The sequence below is a fragment of the Peptoniphilus koenoeneniae genome (assembly GCF_030812875.1).
Classification (GTDB): domain Bacteria; phylum Bacillota; class Clostridia; order Tissierellales; family Peptoniphilaceae; genus Peptoniphilus_B; species Peptoniphilus_B koenoeneniae.
In genome coordinates this window covers 107,144-123,544 of record NZ_JAUSTN010000004.1, presented here as the reverse complement: position 1 = coordinate 123,544, position 16,401 = coordinate 107,144, and the positions used below count along the sequence as shown (strand labels likewise).

18 protein-coding genes are annotated in these 16,401 nt (G+C 32.2%); 14 read left to right on the top strand and 4 right to left on the bottom strand.

Translation table 11 applies throughout. From position 1 onward, the window contains the following. The gene (locus tag J2S72_RS04575; RefSeq protein ID WP_023056207.1) at positions 1-894 is read right to left on the bottom strand and encodes an ABC transporter ATP-binding protein; all 894 of its coding nucleotides are present in this window, start codon (positions 892-894) and stop codon (positions 1-3) included. A 127-nt stretch (positions 895-1,021) separates the two neighbouring features. Between J2S72_RS04575 and J2S72_RS04570 the strand changes: the two genes are divergently transcribed. From J2S72_RS04570 to J2S72_RS04515, 12 genes are all read left to right on the top strand, one after another. Further along, complete coding sequence (locus tag J2S72_RS04570; RefSeq protein ID WP_307495065.1) at positions 1,022-1,717, top strand: response regulator transcription factor; 696 nt, start codon at positions 1,022-1,024, stop codon at positions 1,715-1,717. A gap of 1 nt (position 1,718) precedes the next feature. Beyond that, a complete protein-coding gene (locus J2S72_RS04565) occupies positions 1,719-3,014 on the top strand; it encodes a sensor histidine kinase (protein WP_307495063.1) in 1,296 nt (431 codons plus the stop codon). 153 nt (positions 3,015-3,167) lie between these two features. Further along, positions 3,168-4,121 (top strand): DUF3137 domain-containing protein, encoded by a 954-nt coding sequence (locus J2S72_RS04560; protein ID WP_307495062.1) that lies wholly within the window; start codon positions 3,168-3,170, stop codon positions 4,119-4,121. 10 nt (positions 4,122-4,131) lie between these two features. Next, on the top strand, positions 4,132-4,707 hold the full coding sequence (locus tag J2S72_RS04555; RefSeq protein ID WP_023056169.1) for a LemA family protein: 576 nt from the start codon (positions 4,132-4,134) through the stop codon (positions 4,705-4,707). Between the two features lie 253 nt (positions 4,708-4,960). Further along, the gene (locus J2S72_RS04550) at positions 4,961-5,563 is read left to right on the top strand and encodes a PH domain-containing protein (protein ID WP_307495061.1); all 603 of its coding nucleotides are present in this window, start codon (positions 4,961-4,963) and stop codon (positions 5,561-5,563) included. Positions 5,564-5,672: 109 nt separating this feature from the next. After that, positions 5,673-8,600, top strand: coding sequence for an S-layer homology domain-containing protein (locus J2S72_RS04545; protein WP_307495060.1), 2,928 nt, complete (start codon positions 5,673-5,675; stop codon positions 8,598-8,600). Between the two features lie 145 nt (positions 8,601-8,745). Then, on the top strand, positions 8,746-9,231 hold the full coding sequence (locus tag J2S72_RS04540) for a hotdog domain-containing protein (protein WP_023056167.1): 486 nt from the start codon (positions 8,746-8,748) through the stop codon (positions 9,229-9,231). Between the two features lie 64 nt (positions 9,232-9,295). Then, complete coding sequence (locus tag J2S72_RS04535; protein ID WP_023056140.1) at positions 9,296-10,519, top strand: MFS transporter; 1,224 nt, start codon at positions 9,296-9,298, stop codon at positions 10,517-10,519. A 16-nt stretch (positions 10,520-10,535) separates the two neighbouring features. Further along, on the top strand, positions 10,536-11,306 hold the full coding sequence (locus J2S72_RS04530; RefSeq protein WP_023056200.1) for an ADP-ribosylglycohydrolase family protein: 771 nt from the start codon (positions 10,536-10,538) through the stop codon (positions 11,304-11,306). A 149-nt stretch (positions 11,307-11,455) separates the two neighbouring features. Then, entirely contained in the window at positions 11,456-11,926 is a 471-nt protein-coding gene (locus J2S72_RS04525) for a DUF2975 domain-containing protein (RefSeq protein WP_023056195.1), read from the top strand. Positions 11,927-11,934: 8 nt separating this feature from the next. Beyond that, positions 11,935-12,153 carry a helix-turn-helix domain-containing protein gene (locus tag J2S72_RS04520; RefSeq protein ID WP_023056188.1) on the top strand — a complete coding sequence of 73 codons (219 nt, stop codon included), beginning with the start codon at positions 11,935-11,937 and terminating at the stop codon, positions 12,151-12,153. Beyond that, positions 12,146-12,625, top strand: coding sequence for a hypothetical protein (locus J2S72_RS04515; protein ID WP_307495059.1), 480 nt, complete (start codon positions 12,146-12,148; stop codon positions 12,623-12,625). Before J2S72_RS04520 ends, J2S72_RS04515 begins: the two co-directional genes overlap by 8 nt. Before the next feature lie 101 nt (positions 12,626-12,726). Here the strand turns inward: J2S72_RS04515 and murC are convergent, their stop codons facing one another. After that, complete coding sequence (gene murC / locus J2S72_RS04510; protein WP_023056170.1) at positions 12,727-14,115, bottom strand: UDP-N-acetylmuramate--L-alanine ligase; 1,389 nt, start codon at positions 14,113-14,115, stop codon at positions 12,727-12,729. Between the two features lie 157 nt (positions 14,116-14,272). Between murC and spoVG the strand changes: the two genes are divergently transcribed. Then, positions 14,273-14,560: a septation regulator SpoVG gene (gene spoVG, locus J2S72_RS04505; RefSeq protein WP_023056187.1), complete on the top strand. Its 288-nt coding sequence runs from the start codon at positions 14,273-14,275 to the stop codon at positions 14,558-14,560. 139 nt (positions 14,561-14,699) lie between these two features. On the opposite strand, the gene J2S72_RS04500 is transcribed toward spoVG, so the two are convergent. Continuing rightward, the gene (locus tag J2S72_RS04500; RefSeq protein ID WP_023056210.1) at positions 14,700-15,542 is read right to left on the bottom strand and encodes a helix-turn-helix domain-containing protein; all 843 of its coding nucleotides are present in this window, start codon (positions 15,540-15,542) and stop codon (positions 14,700-14,702) included. A 200-nt stretch (positions 15,543-15,742) separates the two neighbouring features. After that, positions 15,743-16,108, bottom strand: coding sequence for a hypothetical protein (locus J2S72_RS04495; RefSeq protein ID WP_155803755.1), 366 nt, complete (start codon positions 16,106-16,108; stop codon positions 15,743-15,745). Between the two features lie 29 nt (positions 16,109-16,137). On the opposite strand from J2S72_RS04495, the gene J2S72_RS04490 reads away from it, so the two are divergent. Continuing rightward, complete coding sequence (locus J2S72_RS04490; protein ID WP_442417713.1) at positions 16,138-16,380, top strand: hypothetical protein; 243 nt, start codon at positions 16,138-16,140, stop codon at positions 16,378-16,380. Positions 16,381-16,401 lie beyond the last annotated feature (21 nt).

The window sequence follows — 16,401 nt, the reverse complement described above, 5'->3', positions numbered from 1 at the left end:
TTAAGACCTGCTTTCTTCAATAAATAGTTTTTCCAGGCTTTCTTTTTCTTCTTCTAACCTATAAATATCTACCTTGCCATGTAAAAAGTTCACTATATCTGCAATATCTTGGTTGGACTTTTTACCTAAGATTATTTTTTTCTCCCTTAGCCTATCTTCATCAAGATTTAAAAGGCTCAGAGTTTTTTTATTGTCAGATGTAACTAAAGATATAAATGGGGGATGGAGCCTCCTATATTCTTCCAAGCTTCCATTATAGGTTAACTTTCCAGCTTTAAGGATACCTATATGGGTGGAAATTTTTTCTATCTCATCAAGGATGTGGGAAGAAATTAAGATACTTGTAGAAGTATTTTTTACAATATTTTTAAATAAATTTCTCATTTCCTCAATTCCCTGAGGGTCTAAACCATTTATAGGTTCATCTAAAATTAAAAGCTTTGGATTTCCTATTAAGGCCATAGCTATACCAAGTCTTTGTTTCATACCAAGAGAAAATTCTCTTGCCTTCTTTTTGCCTAAATTGTTAAGACCTACAAGGTCCAGGGTTTTTAAAATTTCATCTTTTTTTATTCCCTTTAGCTGACAAATTATTTCTAAATTTTCATAGCCTGTTAAGTGGTCATAAAAAGAAGGATTTTCAATTAAAGCCCCAAAAAATTTGTTGAAATCTTTTTGATTTTTTGAATTTAATTCCTGCCCAAAAACTTTAATCATACCCTGGTCTTTTTTCACAAGACCAAGAATAAGTTTCATTAGGGTAGATTTACCAGCTCCATTTTTTCCTATTAAACCAAAAATAGATTTTTCCTCTATTTCTAAAAAATCAATATCTAAAACTTTTTTATTATTATATGATTTTTTTAAATTTTTTATTTCTAAGATTTTGTTCATAATCATTCCTCCTAAAAATATAATAAAGCTCACAGATAAAGATAAAGTTTAAACAAGATCACTTTTACATCACAAAAATAAATAGATTGAAAAAGTGTTGTATAATAAGATTAACGAGGGGGCTTAGATGGATTTTAGAAGAAATTTTTCTATATTAATAGTTGATGACGAAAAAAACTTATTGGAAAATTTATATAATTTTTTAAAAAATAAGGGTTTTAAAAAAGTTTACACTGCTAAAAACTTAAAAGAGTCGAGATTTAAGCTAAAAAATTTTAAAATTGATTTAATAGTTTTAGACTTAATGCTTCCCGATGGAAGTGGCTTTGACCTATTAAAAGAAGTTAGAAAGACTTCCGATATAGCTGTAATAATTTTATCTGCCCTTGATGGAATAGATGACAGGAGAGAAGGCTTTGAAAACAGGGCAGACGACTATTTAGTCAAGCCCTTTTTTCCAGACGAACTTCTTTGGAGAATTGATGCAATTTTAAGAAGAAGTAAAAAAATTAATAGCCAAGAAAAAATAAAATTAGGAAATGTAATTTTTCATAAATCTAAGGGAATACTTATAAAAAACGGTGAAGAAATTGCCCTAACAGCCACACAATTTAAAATCTTAGCTTACTTATCTGAAAATATAAATAAAATAGTTTCAATTGACAGAATTTTAGACAACATTTGGGAAGATTCTTATGGCTATGAAAATACCTTAATAACCCACATATATAGGCTGCGGGAAAAATTAGAAGATAATCCCAGAGACCCTAAGATCTTAATTACCATAAAAGGTCTTGGTTATAAATTAATTAAAGAAGAATAATATGTTTAATTATATTTTAAAAAGATTTAAAAAAATTGTTATAAGAATACTCTCTTTAATGTTTTTTCTAATGTTTTTGCTTGTGATATTTCTCTACCTAAACTACAGATTAAATAATAAATATCCAAGGCCAAATGATATTTTTTCCTATGTGGAAGACAATAAAAGCAAGATTTATCTAAACGAAAAAAATAAAGAATTTTTAAAAGAAAAAGATATTTGGTCCATAAGACTTGATAAAGACGGAAAAGTTATAGAAAGCTTTAATAAGCCTAAAGAAGTAAAAGATAAATTTAATCTTACTGACGTAGCAGGCTTTACAAGATTTTATTTAGCAGACTATCCAGTATTCACATATAAAACAGGTGATGGCTTGCTTATATTTGCCTATCCTAAACATTCTTTAGATAAATTACCATTTAATTATTATAATTACAAAAACCTTATTTTTAATTTGGAATTAGTTATAATATTTTTAATTTTATTTTTAGTCTTTGTCTATATAATTTATAGAATTGATATTAAAAATATTTTTAAAAATATCTTACCCTTTCAAAAAGCAATAGACAATCTCTATGAAGAAGACTATGAAAAATTAGATGAATATGGAGAATTAAAAGACCTTTCATTTTCCATAAATAAGGCAAATGAAAAATATAAAAACTTAAAAGAAGCTCAAGGCAAGTGGATTAGAGGAGTGAGCCATGACGTGAGAACCCCCCTTGCAAAAATTTCATGGGAACTAAGTAAGGAAAATAAAAAAGACCTTGATGTAGAAAATATTAAAGACCAGGTCTTAAAAATTTCAAATATCTTAGAAAGCTTAAATCTGACCCTATCCCTTTCAAACATAGAAAAAGAAAACTTTAAAGAAGAAAATCTCCTAAAAGTAATTAGAAAACTCCTAGTAGATAAACTAAATGAAAATCCAGAAAGGGAAATTATTTTTGAAAATAATATAAAAAAGCAAAATATAAAACTTAAAATGGATCCCAATTTATTTTATAGAATGCTTGAAAATATTTTAAAAAATTCAATAATCTATACAAAAGGGAAAATAAGACTAATAATTTCAGAATCTAAAAATAGCTTAACTATTACCATTTTAGATGAAGGAATGGGATTATCTGAAAGCATTATAAAAAAAGTCAATGAAGAAGATTTAACCAATATTACAAAACATGGACTGGGTATTTTTATCTCTAAACAAATAGCTGAATTGCATGAAGGAAAATTCATTATAAAAAATAAGCATCCCGGATTAGAAGTATCTTTTATCTTTGAAAATAAAAATTAAATTTTATTATAACTTTTAAATAAAACACATAAAAAAGGCTTAATGGCCTTTTTTTAATGGAAATTTTATTGGCTTTTAGAAAAAATTTTTTATTCATATCTTAAATGGAATATGATAAAATTTAACAGTAAAGCATAAATGAAAGGATTTATCATGAAGGAAAAATTTAGAGATAAATTTACTGATCCTGATATTATTAAAAAAATTCAAGAGCTTGAAAATTCTCCTCAAAATATGGAGAAGTTAAAAGTTATTAAGGCTAAGATGAAAGATAGGGCAACAAAGCCTTTATTTTTAGGTTGTCTTGGTCTTATAATTGCAGGTAATGCTGCTATATATTTTAAGGCTTATGGGGCAATAGTTATTTTTATTATGATTATTATTGCGTCTAATTATTTAGAAAAAAATAGACATAATATGACTGATGACTATGTAAATAATTTTTTATTACCTGTTTTAAAAGAAATCTTGCCGGATACAAGGATAAATTATCTTGAGGGTATAGATTTGGAAATTTTAGGAAATTTAATTTATAATTCTAAAAAATATTATTCCAATTGCCATATAATTTTTGGTGATGATTATAAGACTGAGTTTTGTAATTTGAGGGCATATCACTACATAAAGGACAAGGATAAGACCGAGGAAGAGGTTGTTGATTTTGAGGGCCAGGTTTTGGCAGCTAAGATGGATACAAAGATTAAGGGGCATATTAGGATTGTGCCTGTTGTAAAAGAAAATTTCCTTGGTGATAAAATTTATAGGGCCTATGGAAGTAAGAGAAAAGATGAAAAAGAGGTAAGGGTTGAATCTATTAAGTTTAATGATTCTTATTCAATATTTTCTACGGATGATTTTTATACAAGATTGATTTTAGATCCTAAGATTATTGAAGTTTTAAATGATTGGTCAGATAAAATGAGGGTTTGCCTATATATGGACGAAAAATATATTGCTATTTCTTTTGAGTCTCATAAATTTTTATTCCCGGTACCAGGTGGGGGAAAGTCTGTGGAAAATTTATCCCTTTCGGGGGAATATGAAAAAATCAGAGGTAAATTATCTTACTTTTATGAATTAATTGATATAATTGGTGAGAAATTTTAAAGGAGAAATTATGGAAAAGTTTATTAGTTTAGTGACTTCTTTCTTGGTCATTCCATTTTTGTTTTTATTTTGTCTTATAATTTGGTTTATAAGGGCTTCAAATAAATTAAATAGATATAAGATAATAATAAAGGAATCGGAAAAAAATTTAGATATAGCTCTTGCTAAGAGGTATGATACCATTTGTCAGATGATAAAGGTGGCTAAGTCTTTTGCTAAGTATGAAAAATCCACTTTTACCGATTTGGTAAAGCTAAGACAGGAATCTGGAATTAGGGGTTTTGAAAATGTTATAAAAAATCAGGACCAGGCAATAGAAAAGATTCACGTTTTGGCAGAGGCTTATCCGGAGCTTAAATCTTCTGAAGAATTTTTGAGATTGGAAGATGAGATAGATGATGAAAATGAACAATTGGCAGCTGCAAAAAGAATAGTGAATAATAATATAAGCATTTTTAATCAAGAAATAGTTTCTTTTCCAACCTCCCAGGTGGCAAAGCTAAAGGGTATGGTGGAAATGGATTTTTTAAGGGAGGAAAATTTAGACCAAAAAAAATCCATAGATGATTTTGATTATAATGTGTAAATTATACTAAAAAATATAGAAAAGGACTAAAGCTAAACTTTTTCATTTATAGTTTTAAAATTTTATACATGGCAAAAAAATAGCGACTTAAAATCGCTATTTTTTATTTACAATAAAACAATTCTAATTAAATATAAAATTATGGAAAACTTTACAAATTTATAACGAAAAATTCAAAATTTCTTTGTTTAACAATGATAAAATACCTTATCAAAAAAATTTACCTATAATTATTTCATTATGGAGGTGCGAAATGATTGAAAGTATAGTTGATGATAATGAACGCATATTGTGGAGAGGAAAGCCTGATATTGTATTGTACATTGTGGGAAATCCTGCAATTTATTTAGTTGCAATTTTTTGGGGACTTTTTGATTTATTTTTAATTTCCGATTTTTTAAAAGATGCTCAATTTCTAAATGGATTTATTTTTATTTTTTTTCTTTTTCATCTATTTCCCGTTTGGTTTGCCATAATAGGCCCAATATTCAGGCTTATAAATTACAGAACCGTCGAATATGCCATTACGGATAAGAGAGTTTACGTTAGTCGAGGTATATTTGGAAGAGATATAAATACTCTTGAACATAGAGAAATCACAAACCTTTCAGTTGATGTAAACTTTTTGGAAAATATAAGAAAAGTAGGCACCCTTAATTTGTTTTATAATGCAAATGTAAATGGAGCTTTTAATTACAGAGTTTCATCTGATGCCAATAGATTTATTTCAATCGAAGATCCCTACGGCGTTTATAAACTTCTTAAAAAGGTAAGCCTTGATGTTACCACCGATCAAGCCTTTCCAAATGCCTATAGACCAAAGGAAAATACAGGTTACAATACAGAATATAAATAAAAACTTTTTTAAAATTTTAATTAAATTAAATTAAATTCTATATTTTATATATAAAATCTATGGTAAAATATGTATAATGAATATAAATAGAGACTGGAGGTAATATTTTATGAAAAAATTTAATTTAATTTTTATTTTAGCCCTTCTTTTAGGAAGTTTTATCTTTCCTACAAGGACTTTAGCTTCCACAGATCCTCTAAATCATGTAAAAAATGATTTACCTCAAGAGGAACTTATGAATAAAGATTCTAAAGATGTGGAAAATAAAGAAAAAGTTTTAAATTTTAAAGAAGATAAAAGCAAAAAACTTTTAATGCAAAATCCTGTGGGAGGAACGGAAAAGACTTTCACAGTAACAAAAAGATCTCTTGGAAGTACAGGAAACGGGGCACTTGTTGGAGAGTTTGACACTCTTTTTGATGCTTTCGGTGCATGCGAACAGAATGATCAGTCAAACGAATATGTAATTACAGTTAATAAAGATTATGATATTCCTGCAAATGAGGACGTATGGTCAAGGCAGGATGTTAACATTTTACTAAAATCAGCTGATGGGAAAACTTGCACTTTAAAAAGGCTTGGAACACGACTAATTTTTTATGTTGCCCATAATTGCAAGATGCGAGTTGAAAATATAATTTTAGATGGTAATAAGGACGGAGAACTAACATTTTTATCAGAAAATGGCCAACTTACATTAGGGAAAGGAACGGTTGTACAAAACTTTATTGACGTTCCTTCGTATGATGGTCCAGCTATATTAGTTTCTTCTAATTGTGTCCTTAATATTGAAGATGGAGCAATAATACAAAATAACAATTCAGATACACAAGGTGGAGTTATTCAAGCTCGTAAAGACTCTACAGTAAATATTAGTGGCGGAACTTTTAAAAACAACAAATCCAACACAAGTGATGGTGGAGCTATAGCGGCTTCTGGAGTTCTAAACATCACTGGAGGAACTTTTGAAAATAATGAAGCCAAGAAAACTAGTGGAGCTATTTTTATTGGTAAAAATAATTCAGCAAGTATTTCTAATGCTACATTTAAAGGCAATAAAGCAAGCACAGGTGGTGCAATATATAGCTCAAAAGAATTTAGTGTTTCAAATACCACTTTTGAAAATAATACAGCTAATTGGGCTGGAGCAATTTTTTCATCAAAGAAATTAACACTAAATGATGTTACATTTAAAAACAATAAAGTTGCATCAGCTGGTGGTGCTTTGTATTTACAAGGCGGAGCTGAAATAAAAAACTCTACTTTTACAGAAAATAGTTCAGTGTCAGACGGTGGAGCTGTTTATAGTGTTGACGCAGACATTGACATTGACAACTGTACTTTTGAAAAGAACGATAGTAAAGCTCGTGGTGGAGCTTTGTTATTAGGTGTACAAAACAATCCCACAGTAAATTATACAATTAAAAATAGCACAATAAAAAATAACAAGTCTAAAAATATAGGTGGAGGTATAACAGCTATTCTTGGCACTTTAACTGTTGAAAACTCTAGTATAGAAGCTAATAATTCAGATTTATTAGGTGGCGGAATTGTATCTGTAGCTCAAACTATCGTTAATTTAAATAAGTGTATAATTAAAAACAATACAGCTAATGGAGCTGCTGGCATCTTTGTTGGAACAGGTGGCTCACAAAGTAAAGGAACTGTCAATATAAAAGGAACTGAATTTAATGGCAACGATACTGGTTCTAAACAAGATCAAAAAACTCTTGCAGGCGGAGGTATTTATATTGATGAGGGTGTTACTGTCAATATTAGCGATTCAAGCAAGTTTATAGATAACAAAGCTGGATTTGGAGGAGCTATCTATAATGTATCAAGCGATTATAAAAATCCTGCAGATGAAACTAAGTATCAAAATTTAAGCATCGATAAAACTACATTGTTTAAGGGTAATGAGGCTAGATTAGGTCTATTTGCACCTCCAATAAATTATGATAGATTTGATAAACTAAAATTTAGTGATACATCTGATATTCCTCATATGAAGGGCATGAGCAAAAGCCTTTTAAATAATTATGACATAAATTACAAGGGAGACTTTTTAATAATTTATGATGCCAACGGCGGAAAATTTGAAGACGGAAAAACAGAAAAGCAGGAAGCCCATAAGGTAAATGATGAAATCACTATTCCAGCAGGGCCTGTGAGAGAAGGCTTTAAATTTACTGGATGGAGGGGTACAAAAGTAACTTCAGATGCTGCAAGTGTAAATAAAGTTACTCTTAATCCAGGCAATAAATTTAAGCTTGACGGCAACTACATTTTTGCCGCTCAATGGGAAAAGATTGAAAGGAAAGTAAAAGATGAGGGTTATTTGGGAACTTTCACTATAAAAAGCCCTGATGAATTTAAAAAGAAAATTGAAAGTCATAAGGCATATTTAGCAGGCTATTTAGATCAAAGAGTATTACCAGAAGGCAAAATGACAAGGGCAGAAGCAGTGGCTCTTATAAGTCGTCTTGAAGGCTATGATTTAAGTGATTCAAGTTCAAGAATTTTCTCGGATCTTAAGGAAGGTTCTTGGTACAACAAGTATATCAATGCTGCTTTTGAAAAGGGTATTTTAGTTGAAAAATCCGGACAAGATTTTCGCCCTGATTCTCCTATTACAAGGGCTGAATTTGCAAAATTAATAGAGTTTATAGATAAGAAAAATAATTCTATTGCACCTTTTGCTGATGTAAAAGGACACATTTATGAAGATGCGATTAATCAAGCTTACGGAAATAATCGTATAGCAGGTTATCCTGATGGAACTTTCCGTCCTGATGCTCCTATTACAAGAGCTGAAATTGTAACTATCTTGAATAATTTTTATGATAGAAAGGCTGATGCAAAAAGTCTTGAAGGCATAGAAAACCTAGGACTTTTAAAGCATTTTACAGACTTAAATGAAAATCATTGGGCTTACTATGAAATTATGGAAGCTGCAAATTCCCATGAATATATCAGAAGAAACGAAAATGGTATTGTCGAAAACTGGATTCGTTTAATAGAAGACATGGTAAAGTAAAATCTTATGATTGCCTCCTTAAAAGGGAGGCAATTTTTTTGCCAACTTTTTTTAAAAATTTAAAAGTGTTAAAATACTAGTCAATTAGAAAAGTTTAAGTTGAAAATAAAGTTGGATTTTATAAATTTAATGTGGAGGAATAAATATGGAAAAGGAAAACAAGGCTTTGGCTATTCAGGACACTTATGGGGAAAGATTTCAATATTGTTGGGGCTGTGGTCCTAAAAATAAAGAGGGTCTTCATTTAAAATCTTACCCTTCAGTGGATGGGGAAACTTGTATTTGTAAAATTACACCTGATGAGCATTTTACAGGGGGAGTTCCTGCAAATTTATTTGGAGGAATGATTGCCATGATTTTTGATTGCCATGGGACTGCATCTGCTGCTTGGTTTAACCACCATAAAAGGGGTCTCGATTTTAATGAAGACACTATTATAGGTCGTTTTATTACTGCAAGGCTTGAGATTGATTTTAAAAAGCCCCTGCCTATGAATAAGGAGATAAAAGTTACTTCATGGCCGGAAGAAATCGGCGAAAGAAAAGTAATTGTAAATATGGAAATGGAAGCTGAGGGCCTAGTTCGTGCTAAAGCAAAAATTATTGCTGTGGGGGTAAAGGATAATATGTAAAAAAGCACATAAGCATTATCTAAATAAAATTTTTAAATTTTATAAAAATAGCGGGGAGATAAATTTGAAAGAAAAAAGAATTTCAAAGGCAATGTTATTTATTATTTTATTTGGAATTGTAAGTTTATTTTCAGATATGACTCATGAAGGCGCCTCCAGTATAAGGGGAGCCTATCTTACAATTTTAGGTGCATCTGCAGGAACTATAGGATTTGTTTCGGGGCTTGGTGAATTAGTTGGATATTCCATGAGATATGTATTTGGAAAAATTACCGACAGAACGAAAAAATATTGGCCCATGGTAATTTTCGGTTATATTTTAGATATTATAGCAGTGCCTGCTCTTGCTCTTGTGGGAGAAAATGGTTGGGTGGCTGCGTCAGCTTTATTAATATTTCAAAGAATGGGAAAGGCAATAAAAAAACCTGCTAAGGATACAATTATGTCTTTTGCAGCAAGCCAAGAAGGGGTTGGAAAGTCTTTTGGAATTCAAGAGATGTTGGATCAAATCGGAGCTTTTTTGGGACCGGTCCTTCTTTATTTAGTAATGCTTTTTAAAACTGATGGAAGTGCTTTTGAAATTTATAGAAGATGTTTTGCCTTTTTATTTATTCCAGGTATGATTACTATTTTTTTATTGTTTTATACAAAGAAAAAATTTCCAAATCCTGAAGCTTTTGAACCTGAAATAAAAAAAGCTCAACCTTTTAAAATGAAAAAATCATTTATTTTTTATATTGCGGGAATTTCTTTTTTTGCTTTCGGTTTTATTGATTATTCAATAGTAATTATGCATATTTCTAAAAATTATACAGAAATTGCGGGAAACTTTTATGAAACTTCAAATTTAATTAATAGTGGAACTATACCTCTTTTATATGCCGGGGCAATGTTAATTGACGCCATAGCAGCTCTTGTTTTCGGACATATGTATGATAAAAATGGCCTTAAGGCTTTGGTAATTTCAACAATTATTTCTGCTCCTTTTTCATTTTTTATCTTTGGTATGAAAAGCATTCCGGCTCTTATTTTCGGATTGATCCTTTGGGGAATAGGAATGGGAGCTCAAGAATCAATATTAAAGGCTGCAGTTACATCAATGGTGGATAAAAAAAATCGTGCAACGGGTTATGGGATTTTTGAGTGTTCTTTCGGAGTTTTTTGGTTTTTGGGAAGTTGGCTTCTTGGAACAATGTATGAAGTTTCAATTCCTCTTATGATTGCTATTTCAATTTCAGCTCAAATTTTATCAATTCCCTTTTATTTGCAAGTAAAAAATCTAAATTAAAACTTAGGAGGAAAAAATGTTAAGAGATGCTATTTACGGATTTGCAGTTGGCGATGCTCTGGGAGTTCCTTATGAATTTAAAGGAAGAAATACCTTTAAGTGCCAAAGTATGGTGGGAAATGGGACTTGGAATAGGGAGCCGGGAACTTGGTCTGATGATACAAGTATGACTCTTGCCACTTGTAAGGCTATTAAAGACAATGGCGGGAAAATAAATATTATTGATATTAGAAAAAATTTTGAGTCTTGGGTTTACAATGATGAGTTTACTGCGGACGGGAAAACTTTTGGTGTGGGCAATACAACTCGGATGGCCATTTCACAGGGTCATGGCTTAGATGATTATTATTCTAATGGAAATGGATCTTTAATGAGAATTTTGCCTTTGGCTTTTACTGATGCTGATGATGAGGAAATTGAAAAAGTTTCTGCTATAACTCATGGTCACAAAATTTCTTTAGATTCTTGCAAGGAATATGTTAAAATTGCAAGAAAATTAATAAAAAAGGAAAAATTTATTTGTGATGAAATTAAAAATAAAAGGGAAGATGAAATAAGATCCAGTGGATTTGTTCTTGACACTTTAGAGGCAAGTATTTGGTGTATTTTAAATACAAATTCTTATAGGGATGCAGTCTTAAAGGCTATTAATCTTGGAGATGATACGGATACGACAGGAGCTGTAACAGGAGGTCTTGCAGGCATTATTTATGGCTATGACCAAATTCCAAAAGAATGGATTGAAAAATTAAAAAATAAAGAATTAATAGAAGAAGTTTTATTTTGAAAAATTTATAGAAAAAATACCCTCTTTACTAGCAAAGTGTAAGGAGGGTATTTTTTAAATCTCATAACTTAAAAAATTATCGATAAACAATAAATAATTATTGTAAATCATAAAATAAAGTGGTATATTAAAAATAAAGGGAGGTTACTATGAAATCACTTAGAGTTAAATTTATTGGTGGGCTTTTAATTATTGCAATTATAATTTTGCTTTTTTCATTTTATGAAATTTTTAAATTTTCAAAAATTATGGCAGATATTTATCCCATGTTTATGAATATGAGATATCCCATGTTATTTTTGTGTCAGGGGATAGTAATTGCCTTAATTGTTGCAGTTTCATTTGGACTTTTTGCCCTTAAAAAATATGGTGAAGACAAAATTTTTGAATATGGAATGCTTTTTGATCTTCAAGTTATTGCACTTTCTTTTATAGGGATATTTTTTTTATCAATTCTTTCTATAATTTACACAAATTTTAACTTAGATGGTTCAATTACAAATTTAATTTTTATTGGAGCGGCAATTGTTTCCATCTTAATTGGACAAATTTTTCTTTTACTATGTGATTTGATAAAAGAAGGAATTACATTAAAAGAAGAAAATGATCTAACGATTTGAGGTGGACTATGGGAAAAATAATTGTTGATTTAGATGTGGAGCTTGCAAAAAATAAAATGTCTTTAACGGAATTATCTGAGCGAGTTGGCATAACCCTTGCAAATCTTTCTATTTTAAAAACAAATAAAGCTAAGGCCATAAGATTTTCCACTCTTTCAGAAATTTGTAGAGTTTTAAATTGTAATGTTGGGGATATTTTAAGGTATCAGGGTGATGAAGATGAGTGATAAAAAATTTAAAAGAGTTTTGATTATTATGTTTATAATTTTTCTTGCAGCAATTCCCCTTTTGTTTTTACTTTCAGATAAGAGAGAAGAGGCTGTAAAGGAAGTGGAAAATGAATTTGGAATAAACCTTCCTAAAAGCGTGAAGAGAGTAAGAGAGCTTTATAAAGAGCCGGATTTTCACGGAGATGGTCAGGCTGCAATTTTATTTTCTATAGATAAAAATGATATTGAAGAATTAAAAAAAGAACTTAAAGCTTATAAGGTTCAAGATGATGAAAATAAAATTTCTCAAATTAATACTTGTCTTAATGCAGTTAAAAAAAGAGGTTTTAAAACTTCTATTGACTTGAATAAGGAAGTCTACTTTAAAGCAACTTCAGAAAATGTTTTTGAAAACATTTATGGTAATTTCATTGCATTTATAATTGATGAGAATAGGGGCGAGATTTTATTTTTGGAGTGGGACACTTGATAAATTAAAAAAATTTTACCCTCTTTACTAATAAAGTAGAGAGGGTATTTTTATAAAGTAAGTTATAAATTTAAAATATTTTTTGTTTTCTTGTGTATATTTTATTTTTGAGAATTTAAAAGCATTTGTCCTATTTTATATACATCACCGGCTCCCATGGTAACAACCATGTCATTGGGGCGAAGATTGTCTTGTAAAAATTTTACAATTTCGTCGAAAGTTTCCATATAAAATGCAGAGTTTCCGTTGTTATTTATTGCATCAACTAAAGTTTTTGAATGAATATCTCCATAATCTTTTTCCCTTGCAGCATAAATATCAGTAATTATTGTATAATCCGTTTGAGAAAAACTCTTGCTAAAGCTGTCCAAAAGCAATTTTGTCCTGGTATAAGTATGGGGTTGAAAAATACAATATAAATTTTTCTTGCAGCCCTTTCTTAAAGCGTTAAGAGAAGCTTTTATTTCTGTTGGGTGGTGGGCATAATCATCCATAACTAGGGCTCCCTTATAGTTACCCTTGTATTCAAGTCTTCTATGAACTCCATGGTAATTATGAATTCCATCAATAGCTTCTTTAAAAGATATATTGTTTTCATGGGCTGCGGCAATTGCCCCTAAAGAATTATATACATTGTGGACGCCCATTATGGAAAGAAAAACTTTATCAATGTATTTGTCCTTGTAATATAAATCGTATTGGGGATAGCCAAGGTCATTAAATTCTATATTTTTTGCTCTATAGTCAGCATATCTGTCAACGGCAATGGTAATTATTTGAGTGTTATCTCTTTCAAGAAGATTTCTTGTATTTTCATCGTCAATATTTAAAATAAGCTTGTCATCTTTTCCTAAGTTATCTCCATAGCCTTTAAAAGTATTTATAATGTGGTCAATATTATCGAAATAGTCAAGATGATCTTCGTCAATATTTAAAACTAAAGCTGTAGTAGGGAAATATTTTAAAACATTGGCCTTATATTCACAGGCTTCAGTTAAAATCATTTCTTCTTTTCCAACAAGGACATTTCCATTTATATCATCAAGTTTTCCTCCAACTATTATAGTAGGTTCAGTTGGAAGATTTTTAATTATTTCAGCTACCATGGAAGTTGTTGTAGTTTTTCCATGAGTTCCTGAAATTGCTATGGAAACTTTATAATTTTCCATTAGAGCACCTAAGAAAGAAGCTCTGTCTATTAAATCAACTTTAGTTTTTATTGCTTGAGCAAGTTCTTCGTTGTCAAGGGAAATGGCATCTGTATAAATTATTAGATCAGCTCCCTTAATATTTTCTTTTTTTTGTCCTATTATTACATCAATACCATGACTTTTAAGCTTATCAGTTGTATCGGATTGTTTACTGTCACTGCCTGTAACCTTGTATCCGTATTTATTTAATATTTCTGCAAGTCCGCTCATAGAAATTCCGCCAATTCCTATAAAGTGAACATGCTTATATTTTTTTTCATTAAGATTAAATTTAAACATATATCCACCTCTAACATAAAAATTATATCATAAATTAATCTTATTTTTTCAGAAGATAATATAAAACCTATAAATTTGTCAATATTTTAAAAATTTTTAAGTTTTTTTTCATTTATTATAGTATAATAAGTGTATATAAATTAAGGCGGTGACACAGATGAACATTACAGACGTACGTATTAGAAAATTAACAGACGTTGGTAAAATGAAAGCTATAGTTTCAGTAACTTTTGATGATGCAATAGTTATTCACGACATTAAGATTATCCAAGGAAATGATTCCCTATTTATTGCAATGCCTTCAAGAAGACTTCCTAATGGAGAATTTAGAGATGTTGCACATCCGATTAATGCAGAAGCAAGAGCGGAAATTGAAAGAATCGTTTTTGAAAAGTACAAAGAACTTGAAAACGAAGAAGGTCAAGAAGTGGCTGAAGAAGAATAGTCGAAAAAAAGCTCCACTATATAGACAGGTGTTCGTAAAACAGGTTTAGACCAAAATTACGAAATGAGCATCTGTCAGGCGGGATTGGGCAACGAAAAGCCGCGATATCCAGATTTTTACTGGATATCGCGGCTTTCTCCTATTTCCGTTTCCGTTTTCCCTTGCCGTGGGTCATGGTCGTTTTTCCGCGCTGGTTGATTGGGCTTTTCAAGTATTTGGACAGCTTTAGTATTTCAATCAGCGAGACAAACTGCTCTTTGGTGAGCTTGTCATAATCAATGCCAAAGGTAGCGAGGAACGACCGAATTTGCTTTTCTTCGGAGCTACCCTCAAAGTTCATCGCATCCTGCAACTGACCCCGTACAGTTGCTACGAGGGAACTTTCATCTGCCGTCATGGTGTCGGGGCGGTGTTCGCTCCGAATGTCACGGAGAATGCCTTTCAGATCGTCTGCAATCAGGCTTCCGAAATACTCGTCCTCTCTGATCTGCGCGACTTCCAGCGTCCGCAGATGCAGATCATTTTCATTGTCACCGTTCTTCATCAAAGCCATCTGCCGGACTGCTTCCAGCACGGAGTTCATATCATTGATGCGCATATCCGCGATCCGGTCAACGTAAATCTCGGCGTCCAGCATGAAACGCAGGAAATCCTTATGGCAAATCAGCTCCGACAGCAGTCGGTGATTGAACTTGCTCGTTCTCAATACTTCGATTGCATCATCACCCAAATGCAGCGCATCCAGCTCTGTGTTTGGGTGATTTTTTTGCTCTGTCAGCCCCAACAGGTAATCGGTAGACACGCCGTAGAACTTTGCAAGCTCCACCATGCTGAACGGGCTGATGTCCTTAAAATCATCGGCTTCGTATTTTCCCAGCGCAGACTTGGAGATGCCTGTCTTCTCAGATAGCTGTTCCAACGTCAGACCGCGCTCCACGCGCAGGTCTTTGAGACGCTCCTGAATGGTGAGCTTCGGCTGCATGGCGGTGTCCTCCCTTCAAATTTCTGCCCTTTCCGGTCTTGTCCATAAGCGTGGAAATCTGCGTTTTTCGGCGCGTTTTCCGACCTCTTGGATATACGGGAGAGAGCTATATTTTTCGCTAAAATGGTCTTGCAATCGCACCTGAACCTTGAAAATTGCATGACCGTCCGAACGGGATATGTCCCCCAGCGAAGTAACCGCTATGACCGCGAAAGCGTGAGCGTACCAACGGGGACGAAACGCTGGGAGCGATCCTCCGGGCAGGAACGACGTTCGGAAGGAGCGGCAAAATCAAACGTAAAAATCAAAGCAAGTGAAAACGGCGAAATAGTTTTCTGCTCTGTGCGGTTGTCTGCATGGAACAGAGCGCTACCCGGCAGCGAACGACGTTTGCCATTCAGAATGATGTTTCGACGTTTCACACAAAGACACACCAAACGGCAAAAGCTGCGGGTGTTGCCCGTGACCAACGTATCATTGGCAGTATTTCCAGCCGAAAGCCGTACATCAAAAACCAGCGCCCTATGGCGAACGGGTGTCACGATTTGACAAACCCATTTTACCATAGAGCGCACCGAAAAAACAGGAGGAAAGTTTGAATATGAGAAAATCCGAAACCTACCGCAATGAGATCAAGTCCTACATTGTCCGCACCGGCATGACCATGACCGAGGTGGTGGACTACCTCTCCGATGAATACGGCTGGAGCCGCAGCGTTCCCAATCTCTCCGGCAAGATCAAGCGCGGCTCGCTCCGCTACGGCGAGGCGGTGGAGCTGGCGGATGTGCTGGGATATGACATTGTGTGGCAGAAAAGACGAAAAAACGACCAGCAATAATTGTAAATTAGGCGAATTTGC

Bases quoted from the DNA above. Each gene is read 5' to 3' on its own strand.
- J2S72_RS04575 (WP_023056207.1), bottom strand. From the start codon at position 894: ATGAACAAAATCTTAGAAATAAAAAATTTAAAAAAATCATATAATAAT.
- J2S72_RS04570 (WP_307495065.1), top strand. From the start codon at position 1,022: ATGGATTTTAGAAGAAATTTTTCTATATTAATAGTTGATGACGAAAAA.
- J2S72_RS04565 (WP_307495063.1), top strand. From the start codon at position 1,719: ATGTTTAATTATATTTTAAAAAGATTTAAAAAAATTGTTATAAGAATA.
- J2S72_RS04560 (WP_307495062.1), top strand. From the start codon at position 3,168: ATGAAGGAAAAATTTAGAGATAAATTTACTGATCCTGATATTATTAAA.
- J2S72_RS04555 (WP_023056169.1), top strand. From the start codon at position 4,132: ATGGAAAAGTTTATTAGTTTAGTGACTTCTTTCTTGGTCATTCCATTT.
- J2S72_RS04550 (WP_307495061.1), top strand. From the start codon at position 4,961: ATGATTGAAAGTATAGTTGATGATAATGAACGCATATTGTGGAGAGGA.
- J2S72_RS04545 (WP_307495060.1), top strand. From the start codon at position 5,673: ATGAAAAAATTTAATTTAATTTTTATTTTAGCCCTTCTTTTAGGAAGT.
- J2S72_RS04540 (WP_023056167.1), top strand. From the start codon at position 8,746: ATGGAAAAGGAAAACAAGGCTTTGGCTATTCAGGACACTTATGGGGAA.
- J2S72_RS04530 (WP_023056200.1), top strand. From the start codon at position 10,536: ATGTTAAGAGATGCTATTTACGGATTTGCAGTTGGCGATGCTCTGGGA.
- J2S72_RS04525 (WP_023056195.1), top strand. From the start codon at position 11,456: ATGAAATCACTTAGAGTTAAATTTATTGGTGGGCTTTTAATTATTGCA.
- J2S72_RS04520 (WP_023056188.1), top strand. From the start codon at position 11,935: ATGGGAAAAATAATTGTTGATTTAGATGTGGAGCTTGCAAAAAATAAA.
- J2S72_RS04515 (WP_307495059.1), top strand. From the start codon at position 12,146: ATGAGTGATAAAAAATTTAAAAGAGTTTTGATTATTATGTTTATAATT.
- murC (WP_023056170.1), bottom strand. From the start codon at position 14,115: ATGTTTAAATTTAATCTTAATGAAAAAAAATATAAGCATGTTCACTTT.
- spoVG (WP_023056187.1), top strand. From the start codon at position 14,273: ATGAACATTACAGACGTACGTATTAGAAAATTAACAGACGTTGGTAAA.
- J2S72_RS04500 (WP_023056210.1), bottom strand. From the start codon at position 15,542: ATGCAGCCGAAGCTCACCATTCAGGAGCGTCTCAAAGACCTGCGCGTG.
- J2S72_RS04495 (WP_155803755.1), bottom strand. From the start codon at position 16,108: ATGGTAAAATGGGTTTGTCAAATCGTGACACCCGTTCGCCATAGGGCG.